Raw genomic sequence first — 14,086 nt, 5'->3', positions numbered from 1 at the left:
CATCGTCATAACCAAATGCTCGAAATCAAATATCAATTACTTAAAAATTTATTAACTCTATTACAAGGATGTTTATTTGTGAAAAATAGTAGCGTCAGTCCAGATAAGGATTTTATCTGCAGCGATGATATCCGCCATCATTTTTCTATGGCCATGTCAGCGATGTACCAAGATGAGGTGCCGCTATACGGCGACTTGGTTGATTTGGTCAGTGATGTCAATACCGAAGTATTAACCTCACATCCCGATATTAAATCACAACTGCTACATACGGGTGAGATTGAACGTCTAAGCATGGAGCGCCACGGGGCGATTCGGCTAGGTACCGCAGCAGAGCTGAGCATGATGCGCCGTCTTTTTGCCGTGATGGGTATGCACCCTGTCGGCTACTACGATTTAGCGCCTGCTGGTGTGCCCGTGCATTCAACAGCTTTTCGCGCACTTGACTCGCATTCATTGCATAAAAGCCCCTTTCGCGTTTTTACCTCGTTATTGCGTTTAGATTTGATTGCCGATGACGCCTTACAACAAGAAGCCACGGCCACATTGGCGCAGCGTCAGATTTTTACTGCCGGTGTCATTGAGCTTATCGAGATTTTTGAGGTGCAAGGTGGTTTAACTTCTGAGCAAGCACAGCAGTTTGTCCAAGAAGCGCTAGAGACATTTCGCTGGCATGATAAAACGCCGGTGGCAAAAGCGCTCTATCAGCGTTTATTAAATCAGCATCCGCTCGTCGCTGATGTGGTTGGCTTTAAGGGTCCACATATCAATCATTTAACGCCTAGAACCTTGGATATTGATGCCGTACAACAAGGCATGCAAGCTCGCGGTATACCCTCAAAAGCCATCATCGAAGGGCCACCGCGCAGAGCTTGTCCTATCTTATTAAGGCAAACCAGTTTTAAAGCGCTACAAGAAGCGGTTGGCTTTAAAGTTGCTAATAATTCAGACGCTAGCCATGAGAAGTATGAGCAAGGTTATCATACCGCGCGCTTTGGCGAGATTGAGCAACGCGGTGTCGCACTAACGCAAAAGGGCCGTGCGCTTTATGATGAACTACTAAGCGAAGCTCGTCGCCAGCTTGGTGCTACCCCAAATGAGCACAATGCGGCTCAGTATAATCAAATTTTAACCAAGGTATTTACCGCTTTCCCTGATGATTATCAAACTCTACACGATGAGGGGCTGGCGTATTTTTATTACCAGCTGACGGACAGCACCCTTGATTCTGAGGACGGTCAAGCATTGTTGGCCGGCAGCTTAAGCAATGATGATTTGAATAAACTGCCTAATGCTAAGCTGACTGCTCTGATTAATGATGAAGTGCTTCGCATTGAACCCATCGTTTATGAAGATTTTTTGCCCGTCAGTGCCGCCGGTATCTTTCAATCGAATCTGCAACAGGCGCAGCCAAGCCAATATGATGGTTACTCAAGCCAACAAGAGTTTGAGCGTGATTTGGGCGCCGCCATTCACGATGAGATGGCATTGTATGAAGCGATGCAAGCGCAAAGCCTTGAGCAGTGCCTATCTAGTGTCAGTATTTAGTAAAATTTAGCCTAGAAATGTCTAGTATATAGCCGACTTATTAGCACGTCATTCCAAAAAGGAATGACTGCAAGAAATTTATTATTTTGCAACTTAGCAGGTAGCAGGGTAATTTTATAGGTCAGTCAAGGACGTAGTAAACCATTATACCAATATGCAAGGGATTGATTATGATTAAGCAATATATGTCTGCAATGGGCGTAGAAGAAGCACACTATCAAAATGGCGACTTTGAAGTCACCACCCCAATTGATGGCTCAGTCATCGGTAAAGTCACATTAGATACAGTCGCCGACGTCGATACTAAAATTCAAAATGCCAAACAAGCCTTTCAAGAATGGCGTGTCGTTCCTGCCCCTAAACGTGGTGAATTGATTCGTCTATTGGGTGAAGTCCTGCGTGAGCACAAAGAAGATTTAGGTATCTTAGTATCGCTAGAAGCCGGAAAAATCAAAGAAGAAGGCCTTGGCGAAGTACAAGAAATGATTGATATCTGTGACTTCGCTGTCGGCGTATCGCGTCAGCTTTATGGTCTAACCATCGCCTCAGAACGCCCAGGTCACCACATGCGTGAGACATGGCATCCACTTGGTGTCATCGGCGTCATCTCTGCCTTTAACTTTCCTGTTGCCGTTTGGTCTTGGAATACGGTATTGGCCATCGTCTGTGGCAACCCTGTCATCTGGAAACCTTCAGAAAAAACCCCACTTGTCGCCTTAGCTTGCCAAGCGTTATTTGAAAAAGCCTTGGCAAAATTTGGTGAAGCACCAGCACATTTATCGCAAATCATATTAGGTAAAACCGATATCGGTAATGCGTTGGTTGAAAACAAAGACATCGCTTTAGTCAGTGCCACCGGCAGTACGCGCATGGGCCGAGAAGTGGGACCAAAAGTCGCTGAGCGTTTTGGTAAATGCTTGCTTGAGCTTGGTGGTAATAACGCCATGATTTTGGCACCCACTGCTGATTTAGATTTGGCGCTACGTGGCATTTTATTCTCAGCAGTAGGAACGGCAGGGCAGCGTTGCACCACCTTACGCCGTCTGTTCGTTCATGAGTCGGTCAAAGACGATATCTTACCGCGCGTTAAGTCTGCTTATGAGACGGTGAGCATCGGTCATCCGCTTGAAGGCAATTTGGTCGGTCCACTGATTGATGAAGACAGCTTTAATAACATGCAAGCGGCATTAGAAAAAGCCCGCAATACTGGCGGTAAAGTCACAGGCGGCGAACGGGTGCTGATGGATAAATTCCCTGATGCTTATTATGTGACCCCTGCGATTGTTGAGCTTGATGAGCAAAATGACGTGGCACGTAGTGAGACGTTTGCACCGATTTTATATGTCATGCCTTATAAAGAGTTTGATGATGCAATCGAGATGCAAAACGACGTGCCACAAGGGCTGTCTTCTTGTATCTTTACCAATGACTTACGTGAAGCTGAAGCTTTCCTCAGCGACCGCGGTAGTGATTGCGGTATCGCTAACGTCAATATCGGCACCAGTGGCGCTGAGATTGGCGGTGCATTTGGCGGCGAAAAAGAAACCGGCGGTGGTCGTGAATCAGGTTCAGATGCATGGAAAGCTTATATGCGTCGTCAGACCAATACAGTCAATTACTCAACTGAGCTGCCACTGGCGCAAGGCATCAACTTTGGCTAATAACAATTTGATGTGACGTGATGCTTGTTAAGTAGGCTCAGCGCCTATTTAGCAAGCTAAGTATCAGTTGTTTTGGTCGTCAATTATTAAGTATTTATTGTTTTGGTCTGAAAGCCTGCGGAAGTGATGAATAACCATTCATGATTTCAAAATAGGCTTTTTACTCCCTTTGCAGTAACCTTTTTAGCAATTTTTTCAGCATTATCAGCAGCCATGGATTGGTTGTTTCTACTACTGTTATATCTATGACAGCAGTATCCACTACTAAGGAAGGTAGGTATCTTATGATGGATGATAAACCTTATGACGAAGCTAAAGATGGCTACGGTCCGTCTTCTAGTTTTTTATTAGATATTGCACCTCTGGTGTTGACTGCCATTATTCTGATGGTGCAGTTTTTCGTATTCAAAGATTTTACCCCTCACATTCCCTTAGCTTGCGGTATTTTAATCACTGGCTTGTTTATGAAGCTGCGTGGCCGTGACTGGGATGGCATGGAACAACGCTTTTTAAAGGTTGTCAAAATTGGTCTACCAGCGATGATTATCTTGATGGGTGTTGGTATGCTCATCGGTGCTTGGATTATCGCTGGTACCGTTCCCACGATTTTATACTACGGTTTTAGCGTTTTCTCTCCTTCATCATTCCTAGTCTCTGTTTGTATCATCTGTGCCATTATTTCTGTAGCAACCGGTACCTCTTGGGGCACGGTTGGGACGGTTGGTCTTGCGATGATGGGTATTGGGCTAGGCTTGGGCATCCCGCCGTCACTAACGGGCGGCGCTATCGTTTCTGGTGCTTTTTTTGGTGACAAAATGTCTCCTTTATCAGACACCACCAACTTAACGCCAGCAGCGGCTGGTGTTGATCTTTGGGAGCACATCCGCGGTATGTTGCCCACTACGGTACCTGCCATGGTAACTGCATTGATTATCTATGCGTGGATTGGTATGGGTTACGGCGCAGAAAATGTCGATTTAACCTCAATTAAAGAAATTCAAACTTCGCTAGCGGCCAACTATAACTTGAGCATCATTACTTTATTACCGGCTGTTGTCGTTGTCATTGCAGCGGTGATGAAAATGCCTGCTATTCCAACGGTATTATCAGGTGTGGTGGTCGCAGGATTGGTCGCGTTTTTTATGCAAGGCGTGGGTGTGCATGATATTTTTACGGTCTTACAAAATGGCTTTGTCAGTGAAACTGGATTTGCTGTCGTGGATCAACTGCTGTCTAAAGGCGGCATCATGTCGATGACGTGGGTCGTGACTTTGACCATCTTTGCTTTAGCATTCGTCGGCTCAATTGAGCATTACGGTACGCTAAAAGCCATCATGGCAAAAATTAATAAAATGGTGAAATCGAGATTTGGTTTAGTGATGACCACGTATGCCAGCACGCTTGGTGTTGGTACGCTCATCGGTGACGTCTATACCACACTGGTGTTGCCAGGTCGTTTATTAAAAGACAAATATCAAGAAATGGGCTACAAACGCACGACACTCACCCGCTCTATTGAAGATACCGGAACCCTGTTATCTCCACTTATTCCTTGGAACATGGGTGGTAGTTTCGTCGCGGCAACACTAGGTATTGCGACACTCACTTATGCACCATTCGCCTTTGCCTGTTGGTTATCACCGCTATTTGGTTTGCTATGGGTGTTCTTAGACAAATTTATTCCCCGTGAAGAACCTATTGTTAATAACGACACAAACACGCTCTCCACTGTAGACAACGTGTAATTTAGAAGGAGTATGAGATGTTGCAAGAGCAATGTTTGTGGAATATGACCGCACCTATTATTGATACCTACAGCCAGATGAATAGCGATATTGAAGCGACTATTTGTATCATAGGCGGCGGTTATACAGGATTATCGGCGGCGATTCATTTGGCAGAAAAAGGCGTCAAAGTTATCCTCTTAGAGAGTCATACGATAGGCAGTGGCGGCTCCGGTAAAAGTGTAGGGCTGGTCAATGCAGGCACTTGGGCGCGCCCTGATGATTTGAATATTGCGCTAGGTGAAGCGGCAGGTGAGCGTCTGACTGAAGCACTGGGACAAGCGCCAAGCTTAGTGTTTGATTTAATCAAGCGTTATAATATCGATGCGCAGGCTACTCAAGCTGGTAATATTCATATGGCACATAACGCTAAAGGTGAAGTCGATGTCAATGTTAGATACGAGCAGCTTAGCCGCCGCGGTGCGAATGTTGAGGTATTAACCGGCAGTAAATGCCATGAATATTGCGGGACGAAAAGTATCAATAAAGCATTACTAGATCATCGCGCAGGTACTATCAATCCGCTGGCTTATGTGAGAGGACTGGCCAAAGTAGCAAAAGATCTTGGCGTTACTATCTATGAGCATTCCGCTGTTGAAGCATTAGAAAAGGTGGATGGCTATTGGTATGCAAGGAGTTCTAAAGCGCGCGTGAAATCTGAGCGCGTCATTATTGCAACCAACGCTTATACCGAAGGCGAATGGACAGAAATTAAAAAGACATTTTATCTGGTATATTATTATCAGATTGCATCTGAGCCACTTAGTGGCGAGGTGGCAGATCGGATTTTGCCATACAAAACAGGGGCATGGGATACACGCTTGGCCTTGTCTAGCTTTCGCCGTGATGACGATGATCGCCTATTATTGGGAACGGTGGGTGGTACACAGCTTAAACCAAAATCCTTTTATCAATCATGGGCCAATGCGGTGCAAAAAAGCTATTATCCCGATTTGCCAGCATTTAAGTGGCAGTATGAGTGGACTGGTAGCTTTGGCTTTACGCAAGATCATATTTTTCGAGTCATGGAGCCCGACGAGGGCTTGCTGACCGCAACGGCTTATAATGGTCGCGGCATTACCACAGGCACGCTAATGGGTAAGTGCTTTGCAGATTATATAATGACCGGCAATAGAGACAGTATTCCCTTGCCATTTAAGACCTTAGAAGAGGCAAAAGTCTCTTTTGGCGGGATGAAATCTGGCTTTACTGAGTTGGGACTGACTTTATATCATGCAGGTCAATGTCTAAAAATAATTAGATAGCTTTGTTGAGTCATCATCTGATTTTTTCTACCGTTTTTAAATATAAAGGTATTCAGACTTTGACGACGATAGAGAGACCGTAACAATCGTGTGATTACCAAAGCGTATTAATATCAGTATTTATTTTCTATTATCTGATATGCTATCATCTTTAAGTCATTATCGTGGGTTTAACAGTTTTGTCATTGCCAGCCATTATCTTTATAAATGGCGGCGTACAAACCTTGCAACTTCCAGCACGATATAAAACAATTCTGGTAAAGCGCATGAGCCTGTACTCCGACATCCTCATTTGTGCCTGATTTTATTTGCCTATTTGGGCGTATTTCACCCTTTTTCGTCGGAGTTACAGGAGTCTAAGGTGTTCAATATCATGAGCGACATTGCTAACCAAACCAAATATACCCGTCATTACCACCCACGTCACCTTCTTGCCCAGTATGCGATCAATCAGATAGCGACACTTGAGCTGCGTTCGCAAGATATTGTTAAAGCCATGGGCTATCCTATCAAGCATACCATCCCTGCTTGTGAGCGCCTGCGTCATGTATTATCGAATAAATACCTTGGGCTTGATGGCAGCTATATGGATAAATATTTTACCGCTGAAGAATTTTTAGCCACGCTATTTTCTGTGCTGGATATCCCTTATATGCCGTTTGCAGAAGACATTGCCCAGATCAAAGATGCTGCTGTGCACGCTCAGCATGATAATAAAAATTCATCCTATGGTAGTGTGAGCAATGGCTATCAACAGATCAGTGAACAAGACTATGAAATGGTTGATAGAGTAGAAGAATATAAGCTAAAAAAATCTAAGGAATGTTGATTTTTAAGCATTAGTTTTTAAGTATTAAGCAAAGCCTCACTACAAAGTGAGGCTTTTTTCGTTGTGATCTTTGATGATGAAATTGAAAATTTGACTGGAATGAATACTTCATAATATCGTACAAGTTATTGTATATCGAACTGACTATATATCAGGCTTTGATATGGCTCGCCATAAAATAACGAACAGCGCATCAAACTCTGCATTAATGGGTGTATCGGTCTGGCGGATGATATGCATCAAGCCAAGACGACTGATAAAACCCATAAACACATCAAAAAGTATATAAAGGGGCACGGTGTCATTTAGTACTCCGCGGTTTTGACCATCTTCTAATACATTCAAAAATGCCCCAATCAGCTCTTTATTCTCATAAATCGCAATATTACGAATACGCGATGCCGATACCGAAGACAGTACCATCACGGCATCAGGATGCGAGTCTACAAAGTCAAAACAGACCCATAATGTCTTGCGCAGCCGATCTTGCACACTATCAATGCCTTGCAAATGATCCATGATGCGCGCCGCCAACCTGCCTAATACAATATCCATGATGGTATAAAACAGTGTTTGCTTATCACCAAAATATTTATACAGCGTCTGTAGTGAGACATTGGCAGACTTTGCAATCTGCGCCATGGTCACCTCATTAGAGTCAAAACCTGCAAATACTTTACGAACGGCTTTTTCAATTTTTTCTAAAGTAGCAGGGCGCATATCGGATAAGGGTGCCAAAGCTCGGGCTGTATTCATACTAGATGTCTGATTGATAGATTGCATGCTTGATGATTCCTGTGCGGTGAGAATTTTTAGACTGTGCTACAGCGTCTTATTTAACGGCTGATAAGCTAGAGTTGAAATAGGTAATATAAATTACTATTGTTTGCTAATAGGTTGCGTATTGTCTTTTACTGTCCTAGTATAAGTCTTGCATGATATTAAATATAAAGAATACTAAGATTATATATAACGGTAATTAAAATTACCATAAATAATATGTTTACACTCAATAGTATTTTATATTAGGGCTTGTCCTCGTTTGAATTGGGGACACGCCCTAGCCATTATCAACTTCCTCTTGTCAAGGACAGACAATATGAGTATTGAAAAATTCACCCCGAACTGGATGACCGAAGAGCACCAGATGGTGCATGATAGCGCGCTTAAAATGTTTCAATCGTGGGAGCCAAAGGACGAGCAGTGGCGCAAAAACGGCATGATTGACCGTGCCGCGTGGGAAGAGGCAGGTACGATGGGTTTTTTATGTGCATCGATTCCAGAGGAATATGGCGGCGGCGGTGGTGACTTTGGTCATGAAGCGGCGCTTCTTTATGCGCAGGCTGAGGCTAATCAATCCGGATTCGGCGGCATGGTGCATTCAGGTATTGTCGCGCCTTATATCTTGAGTCATGGTACGGAAGCGCAGAAAAAAGAATGGCTACCTAAGATGGCGACCGGTGAGTATGTGGCTGCGATTGCTATGACCGAACCGGGTACTGGCTCAGATTTGCAGAACATCAAAACCTACGCCGTAAAAGACGGTGATGATTACGTTATCAATGGCTCAAAAACCTTTATTACCAATGGTCAGCATGCCAACCTAATTTTGCTCGCCTGCAAAACCGATCGTGAAAAAGGTGCGCAAGGTGTCTCCCTTATCGTGGTAGAAACGGACAAAGTAGAAGGGTTTGAGCGTGGTCGTAATCTCGATAAGATTGGTCTGACCTCACAAGATACGTCAGAGCTGTTTTTCAGCAATGTACGTGTGCCGCAAACAAATCTATTGGGCACAGTAGAGGGCATGGGTTTTATTCAAATGATGCAAGAGCTGCCACGTGAGCGTTTAATTATTGCCTTAACGGGCGTTGGTGCGATGAAGCTGGCGATTAACTTGACGCTGGATTATGTCAAAGCGCGGGAAGCGTTTGGCAAACCGATTTGGAAATTTCAAAATACACGCTTTAAAATGGCAGAATGTTACGCCGATTATCTCGCTGCTAGCACGATGTGTGATGCTGCTGTCGATGCCATGTTAGAGGGCAAATTAACCGTACCGCAAGCGTCTTTGATTAAATACTGGGTGACGCAAAAGCAGTGTGACGTGATAGACGAATGCGTCCAGCTGTTTGGCGGTTATGGCTACATGACAGAATACCCGATTGCTCGCCTATATGCTGATGCGCGAGTACAAAAAATCTATGGCGGTACCAATGAAATCATGAAAGAGCTGGCGTCACGCTTTATGTAAGCGGCTGATTTGCTTTTTGGTTCTACTTCTGATTCTAAGAAATAGATTATATTGCCATCATCCATCATGGTTATTTATTCAAAAAATAAAAAGGGATTTTTATGACTGAGACTGCTTACATTTATGATGCTATCCGTACCCCACGTGGTAAAGGCAAAAAGGATGGTTCCTTGTATCAGGCGTCACCAATTTGGCTTGCCCGTACCTTATTAAAGGAAATGCAACAGCGCCATCATTTGGATACCAGTTTGGTCGATGATGTGGTGCTTGGTTGCGTGACGCCCGTTGGTGAGCAGGGTTCTGATATTGCCCGTATAGCCGTCATTGATGCTGGCTGGGCGCAAAGTGTGGCGGGTGTCACTTTATCTCGATTTTGTGCCTCAGGTCTGGAGTCTATCAATCTGGCCGCTGCCAAAATCATGTCAGGTATGGAGGACATGGTGGTTGCAGGCGGCGTAGAATCGATGAGCCGCGTACCGATGGGCTCTGACGGCGGGGCATGGTATATGGATCCACGGGTTAATGAAGCGACGCATTTTGTCCCGCAAGGCGTTGGTGCAGACACTATAGCGACGCTAAAAGGCTTTAGTCGCACCGATGTCGATGCGTTTGCTACCGAGTCGCATCGCCGCGCTGCGTATGCTTGGGAGCAGGGCTATTATGACAAATCGGTCGTTCCCGTCACCGATATCAATGGCATGACATTATTGGATAAAGACGAAACCATTCGTCCTAACACCAATGTCGAAACCTTAGCTGGTCTCAATCCCTCCTTTATTATGCCGGGCAAGATGGGCTTTGATAGCGTTATCTTGGACAGATATACCACCATTGAAAAAGTGAATCACGTACATCATGCGGGCAATTCATCAGGCATCGTCGATGGTGCCGCAATTTGCTTAGTGGGTAGTGCTGCTGCTGGTCAAAAAGCAGGTCTAAAACCACGCGCCAAAATCACCATGGCCTCAGTCATTGGCTCAGAACCTGCCATTATGCTGACAGGGCCAACGCCTGCCTGCCAAAAAGCGCTCAAAAAAGCGGGCATGCAAGCTTCAGATATAGATCTATGGGAAATCAATGAAGCCTTTGCTGCCGTTCCGTTAAATACTGCCGATGACTTCGGACTCTCTCTTGATATCGTCAACGTCAATGGCGGCGCTATTGCTATGGGTCATCCACTTGGCGCCACGGGCGCGATGCTCATGACGACTGTGCTTGACGAGTTAGAACGTCGCGATCTAAAAACCGCGATGATTACGCTGTGTGTGGGCGGCGGTATGGGCATCGCCACTATCATTGAGCGCGTGTAGTGCTGATAGTGCTAATAGATTTTAGTGATTGTCATTAGTTTCTAGTGACTGATATCGACATAGAATAATATAAAAAGGACTTGAAATGAGCATAAACAGCGTAGACGCCATCAATGCATTGAACCACTTTTCTGCTGAATCTGATAATGGCATTATCACCGTTACGATTGACCAAAGTAGTCGCAAAATGAATGTCATCGGCGACGGTTTCACCGATAGTTTTGCAGTGATGACTGACAACTTTATTAACGATGCGTCCGCCAAAGGTTTGATTTTAACCTCTGGCAAAGAGACCTTTGTGGTCGGTGCTGATATTGATCAGTTGGCTAATATTAAAACCGCTGAACAAGCCTTTGAGCTGGTCGAAGACCTGAAAGCTAGCTTACGCAAACTAGAGAAATCTGGTAAACCTGTCGTTGCTGCTATGACTGGAACGGCACTTGGCGGTGGTTTGGAGTTGGCATTGGCCTGTCATTATCGTATCGCGATTGATTCGCCTAAAACCAAACTGGGTCTACCTGAAGTCAAATTGGGCTTGCTGCCGGGCGGCGGAGGTACTCAGCGTTTACCTCGATTGGTTGGCATTCAATCAGCACTCGAGCTGATGACCCAAGGTAAAGAGCTGCGTCTAGCTGCTGCTAAAGACATGGGTTTGATTGATGCTGTTGCTACTGACAAAGCAGATATGTTCAAGCAGGCGAAAGACTGGATTAACGCCAATCCCAGTGCCCAGCAACCATGGGATAAAAAAGGTTTTAAAATTCCCGGCGGTGATAGTAAGCATCCTAGTATTGTGCCGATATTTTCTATCGCGCCTGCCATGGCCAACCAAAAGTCACACGGCAATTATCCAGCCATTACTCACATCATGTCTTGCGTTTTCGAGGGCTGCTTAGTGGATATCGATACGGGACTTGAGCTTGAGTCGCGTTACTTCGCCGCTTGTGTGCTGTCTGCTGAATCTAGAAATATGATTAATACGCTATGGACTCAGCTGAATAGTATTAAAAAAGGTCAATCTCGTCCTGATGGTTTTGAGCGCTATAAAACCAAAAAAGTTGGTATTTTAGGTGCAGGCATGATGGGTGCGGGCATTGCTTATGTCACCGCAAAGGCGGGGATCGACGTTGTACTCCTCGACACTGAAATGGCAGGTGCTGAAAAAGGCAAATCATATTCTGCCACCATTTTGGACAAAGCCATTAGCCGTAAACGCTCCACTGAAGAGAAAAAGCAAGCGTTACTCAATCGCATCAAGCCAACAGTGTTTTATGAGGATTTGGCAGAATGTGATCTGATTATCGAAGCGGTGTTTGAAAATCGTGAGATTAAAGCCAAGTGTACTCAGCAATCTGAGGCGGTGATTCCTAACACGGCTGTCTATGCATCTAATACTTCGACACTTCCTATCACTGGATTGGCAAAAGCCAGCACCCGACCCAATCAATTTATCGGGCTGCATTTCTTCTCGCCAGTCGATAAGATGCCGTTGGTTGAGATTATCATGGGCGAGCAAACGGATGACGCCACTTTAGCAAAAGCCTTTGATTATGTGCTACAAATCGGTAAAACACCTATCGTCGTTAATGACAGTCGGGGGTTTTACACCTCACGGGTATTTGGCACTTACGTGTCAGAAGGGGTTGCGATGTTAGGCGAGGGCGTCCATCCGCGCAGCATCGAAGTTGCTGGCATGAAAACGGGCATGCCCATGCCGCCACTGGCATTGCAAGATGAGGTGTCATTAAGTTTGGCGTTGCATGTGAGCGAACAGCAGCAGCTGGATATGAAGGCTGAAGGTAAACCCATTGCTGTTCGTCCCTCGTACGAGATACTGAAAACGCTGGTCAAAGAACACAATCGCGAGGGCAAAAAAAATGGTAAAGGCTTTTATGAGTATGCCGATAATGGCGACAAATACTTGTGGCCTGAGCTGATGGATTTATACCCAGCAAAAGCAGAGCAGCCATCACAGCAAGATTTAATCGATCGTTTGATGTTTATCCAAGCCAACGAATCTGCTAAATGTTATCAAGAAAACGTCGTGCGCTCTGTCGCTGATACCAATATCGGCTCCATTTTTGGTTGGGGCTTTGCGCCGCATCAAGGCGGTACGCTACAGTTTATTAATGCGATGGGGTTAGAGGCGTTCATCACCCGTAGCCGTGAACTCGTGACTCAATACGGTGAGCGTTTTGAGCCAGCACAAATTCTGCTAGACATGGCAGATAAAGGTGAGGTGTTTGCTGATGACTGAGCTGATGGTTAATTCTATGCTTGATTCTGCGATTAATACGAGCACTGGTTCAATGATAGATTTAATGGCAGATTGCTTACAAGGGCTGCGCGTCATTGATTTGACTCGTAATTTACCGGGACCCTTTGCGACGCGTTTGCTTGCAGATTTGGGCGCAGAAATCATTAAGATTGAACCTAAAAATGGTGATCCTGCCAGAGCCTTTGGCGAATTGTTTAAAGCACTAAATCATGGCAAAACCACCGAGAAACACGACTTTCTTGATCCTCAAGGTATTGCTGCTATCAAAGCGCACCTCAAAGATGCTGATGTTATGTTGGATAGCTTTCGCCCTGGCGTCCTAAAAGGCATGGGACTAGATGCTACAACGCTGCATGCGATTAATCCAAAATTGGTCATGGTATCGATTACTGGTTACGGTTTGGCATCTAGCGATTCGAAAATTGATATTAATCATGACTGGGCTGATAAAGCCGGTCATGATATTAACTTTATGGCGATGAGCGGTGTTTTAGACCAATTAAAGACGGCGGATGGCGAGCAGGCAATGCCTAACGTTCAATTTGCAGATTTGGCAGGCGGCAGTGATACCGCTGTGATTGCACTGCTTGCTGCTGTATTCGCCGCCCAGCGGACGGGCAAAGGTCGTCATGTTGCCGTTAGTATGACGCACAGCTTGTACCAGCATATGGTCATGCCAAAGGCAACGGGAGCGCTAGTGAAAAGTTTCTCAGGGCAACAACCAGCACCGCATCATGATTTTTTGGGTGGATTATTACCTTGTTATCGCCTATACAAAACTTCGGACGAGCGCTATATGGCCGTTGGTTCGCTAGAGCTGAAATTCTGGCAGGGCTTGTGTGAGGCATTGGATTTGTCTGCGCTCAAAAATAGCCATTGGCAACTTGGGGTTATGCCAAATACCTCTGAAAGCCAAGCGGCGGCTAAGGCGATAAGCGATAAATTTGCCAGTCAAACGCTTGAGCATTGGCAGCAAGTTTTTGCGTCTGTTGATGTCTGTGTCACCCCTGTGCTTAGCCTCAGTGAAGCAAAAGCACATCCCTTATTTGCCCATCAAGATGAGTATGATGCAACGTCAGGATGGCAGCAGGTTCAGTAGTTATGTTTTTTATGAGAAATGCTTCAAAGCCATTGAGTTTTTCATAAGTTGATTACCAAGG

General features: G+C 45.2%; 10 protein-coding genes. 9 read left to right on the top strand and 1 reads right to left on the bottom strand.

The genetic code is table 11. The features are described from left to right. Positions 1-147 precede the first annotated feature (147 nt). The 5 genes from hglS to C8D84_RS06010 all read left to right on the top strand — a co-directional run bounded on the left by hglS (position 148) and on the right by C8D84_RS06010 (position 7,087). On the top strand, positions 148-1,548 hold the full coding sequence (gene hglS, locus C8D84_RS06030; protein WP_244656562.1) for a 2-oxoadipate dioxygenase/decarboxylase HglS: 1,401 nt from the start codon (positions 148-150) through the stop codon (positions 1,546-1,548). A 170-nt stretch (positions 1,549-1,718) separates the two neighbouring features. Next, on the top strand, positions 1,719-3,209 hold the full coding sequence (gene amaB / locus C8D84_RS06025; RefSeq protein WP_087813794.1) for an L-piperidine-6-carboxylate dehydrogenase: 1,491 nt from the start codon (positions 1,719-1,721) through the stop codon (positions 3,207-3,209). Positions 3,210-3,493: 284 nt separating this feature from the next. Continuing rightward, complete coding sequence (gene nhaC / locus C8D84_RS06020; RefSeq protein ID WP_109590783.1) at positions 3,494-4,954, top strand: Na+/H+ antiporter NhaC; 1,461 nt, start codon at positions 3,494-3,496, stop codon at positions 4,952-4,954. Positions 4,955-4,971: 17 nt separating this feature from the next. Further along, the gene (gene amaA / locus C8D84_RS06015) at positions 4,972-6,258 is read left to right on the top strand and encodes an L-pipecolate oxidase (RefSeq protein WP_087816220.1); all 1,287 of its coding nucleotides are present in this window, start codon (positions 4,972-4,974) and stop codon (positions 6,256-6,258) included. 373 nt (positions 6,259-6,631) lie between these two features. Further along, positions 6,632-7,087, top strand: coding sequence for a hypothetical protein (locus C8D84_RS06010; protein ID WP_176393106.1), 456 nt, complete (start codon positions 6,632-6,634; stop codon positions 7,085-7,087). A 144-nt stretch (positions 7,088-7,231) separates the two neighbouring features. Here the strand turns inward: C8D84_RS06010 and C8D84_RS06005 are convergent, their stop codons facing one another. Continuing rightward, on the bottom strand, positions 7,232-7,870 hold the full coding sequence (locus tag C8D84_RS06005) for a TetR/AcrR family transcriptional regulator (protein WP_087816218.1): 639 nt from the start codon (positions 7,868-7,870) through the stop codon (positions 7,232-7,234). Between the two features lie 316 nt (positions 7,871-8,186). Between C8D84_RS06005 and C8D84_RS06000 the strand changes: the two genes are divergently transcribed. The 4 genes from C8D84_RS06000 (at position 8,187) to C8D84_RS05985 (ending at position 14,025) form a co-directional block, all read left to right on the top strand. Then, complete coding sequence (locus C8D84_RS06000) at positions 8,187-9,338, top strand: acyl-CoA dehydrogenase family protein (protein ID WP_087816216.1); 1,152 nt, start codon at positions 8,187-8,189, stop codon at positions 9,336-9,338. Between the two features lie 101 nt (positions 9,339-9,439). Then, positions 9,440-10,648: an acetyl-CoA C-acetyltransferase gene (locus tag C8D84_RS05995; RefSeq protein ID WP_087816213.1), complete on the top strand. Its 1,209-nt coding sequence runs from the start codon at positions 9,440-9,442 to the stop codon at positions 10,646-10,648. A gap of 85 nt (positions 10,649-10,733) precedes the next feature. Continuing rightward, complete coding sequence (locus C8D84_RS05990; protein WP_087816211.1) at positions 10,734-12,905, top strand: 3-hydroxyacyl-CoA dehydrogenase NAD-binding domain-containing protein; 2,172 nt, start codon at positions 10,734-10,736, stop codon at positions 12,903-12,905. A gap of 52 nt (positions 12,906-12,957) precedes the next feature. Then, entirely contained in the window at positions 12,958-14,025 is a 1,068-nt protein-coding gene (locus tag C8D84_RS05985) for a CaiB/BaiF CoA transferase family protein (protein ID WP_087816227.1), read from the top strand. Positions 14,026-14,086: the final 61 nt, after the last annotated feature.

The sequence above is a fragment of the Psychrobacter immobilis genome (assembly GCF_003148585.1).
GTDB classification, from domain to species: domain Bacteria; phylum Pseudomonadota; class Gammaproteobacteria; order Pseudomonadales; family Moraxellaceae; genus Psychrobacter; species Psychrobacter immobilis.
Note: the sequence above shows the minus strand (reverse complement) of the source record. Positions and strands in the feature narration are given on the sequence as shown.

What these genes read in the sequence shown, in the direction of transcription:
- hglS (WP_244656562.1), top strand. Translation starts at nt 148, where the DNA reads ATGGCCATGTCAGCGATGTACCAAGATGAGGTGCCGCTATACGGCGAC.
- amaB (WP_087813794.1), top strand. Translation starts at nt 1,719, where the DNA reads ATGATTAAGCAATATATGTCTGCAATGGGCGTAGAAGAAGCACACTAT.
- nhaC (WP_109590783.1), top strand. Translation starts at nt 3,494, where the DNA reads ATGATGGATGATAAACCTTATGACGAAGCTAAAGATGGCTACGGTCCG.
- amaA (WP_087816220.1), top strand. Translation starts at nt 4,972, where the DNA reads ATGTTGCAAGAGCAATGTTTGTGGAATATGACCGCACCTATTATTGAT.
- C8D84_RS06010 (WP_176393106.1), top strand. Translation starts at nt 6,632, where the DNA reads ATGAGCGACATTGCTAACCAAACCAAATATACCCGTCATTACCACCCA.
- C8D84_RS06005 (WP_087816218.1), bottom strand. Translation starts at nt 7,870, where the DNA reads ATGCAATCTATCAATCAGACATCTAGTATGAATACAGCCCGAGCTTTG.
- C8D84_RS06000 (WP_087816216.1), top strand. Translation starts at nt 8,187, where the DNA reads ATGAGTATTGAAAAATTCACCCCGAACTGGATGACCGAAGAGCACCAG.
- C8D84_RS05995 (WP_087816213.1), top strand. Translation starts at nt 9,440, where the DNA reads ATGACTGAGACTGCTTACATTTATGATGCTATCCGTACCCCACGTGGT.
- C8D84_RS05990 (WP_087816211.1), top strand. Translation starts at nt 10,734, where the DNA reads ATGAGCATAAACAGCGTAGACGCCATCAATGCATTGAACCACTTTTCT.
- C8D84_RS05985 (WP_087816227.1), top strand. Translation starts at nt 12,958, where the DNA reads ATGATAGATTTAATGGCAGATTGCTTACAAGGGCTGCGCGTCATTGAT.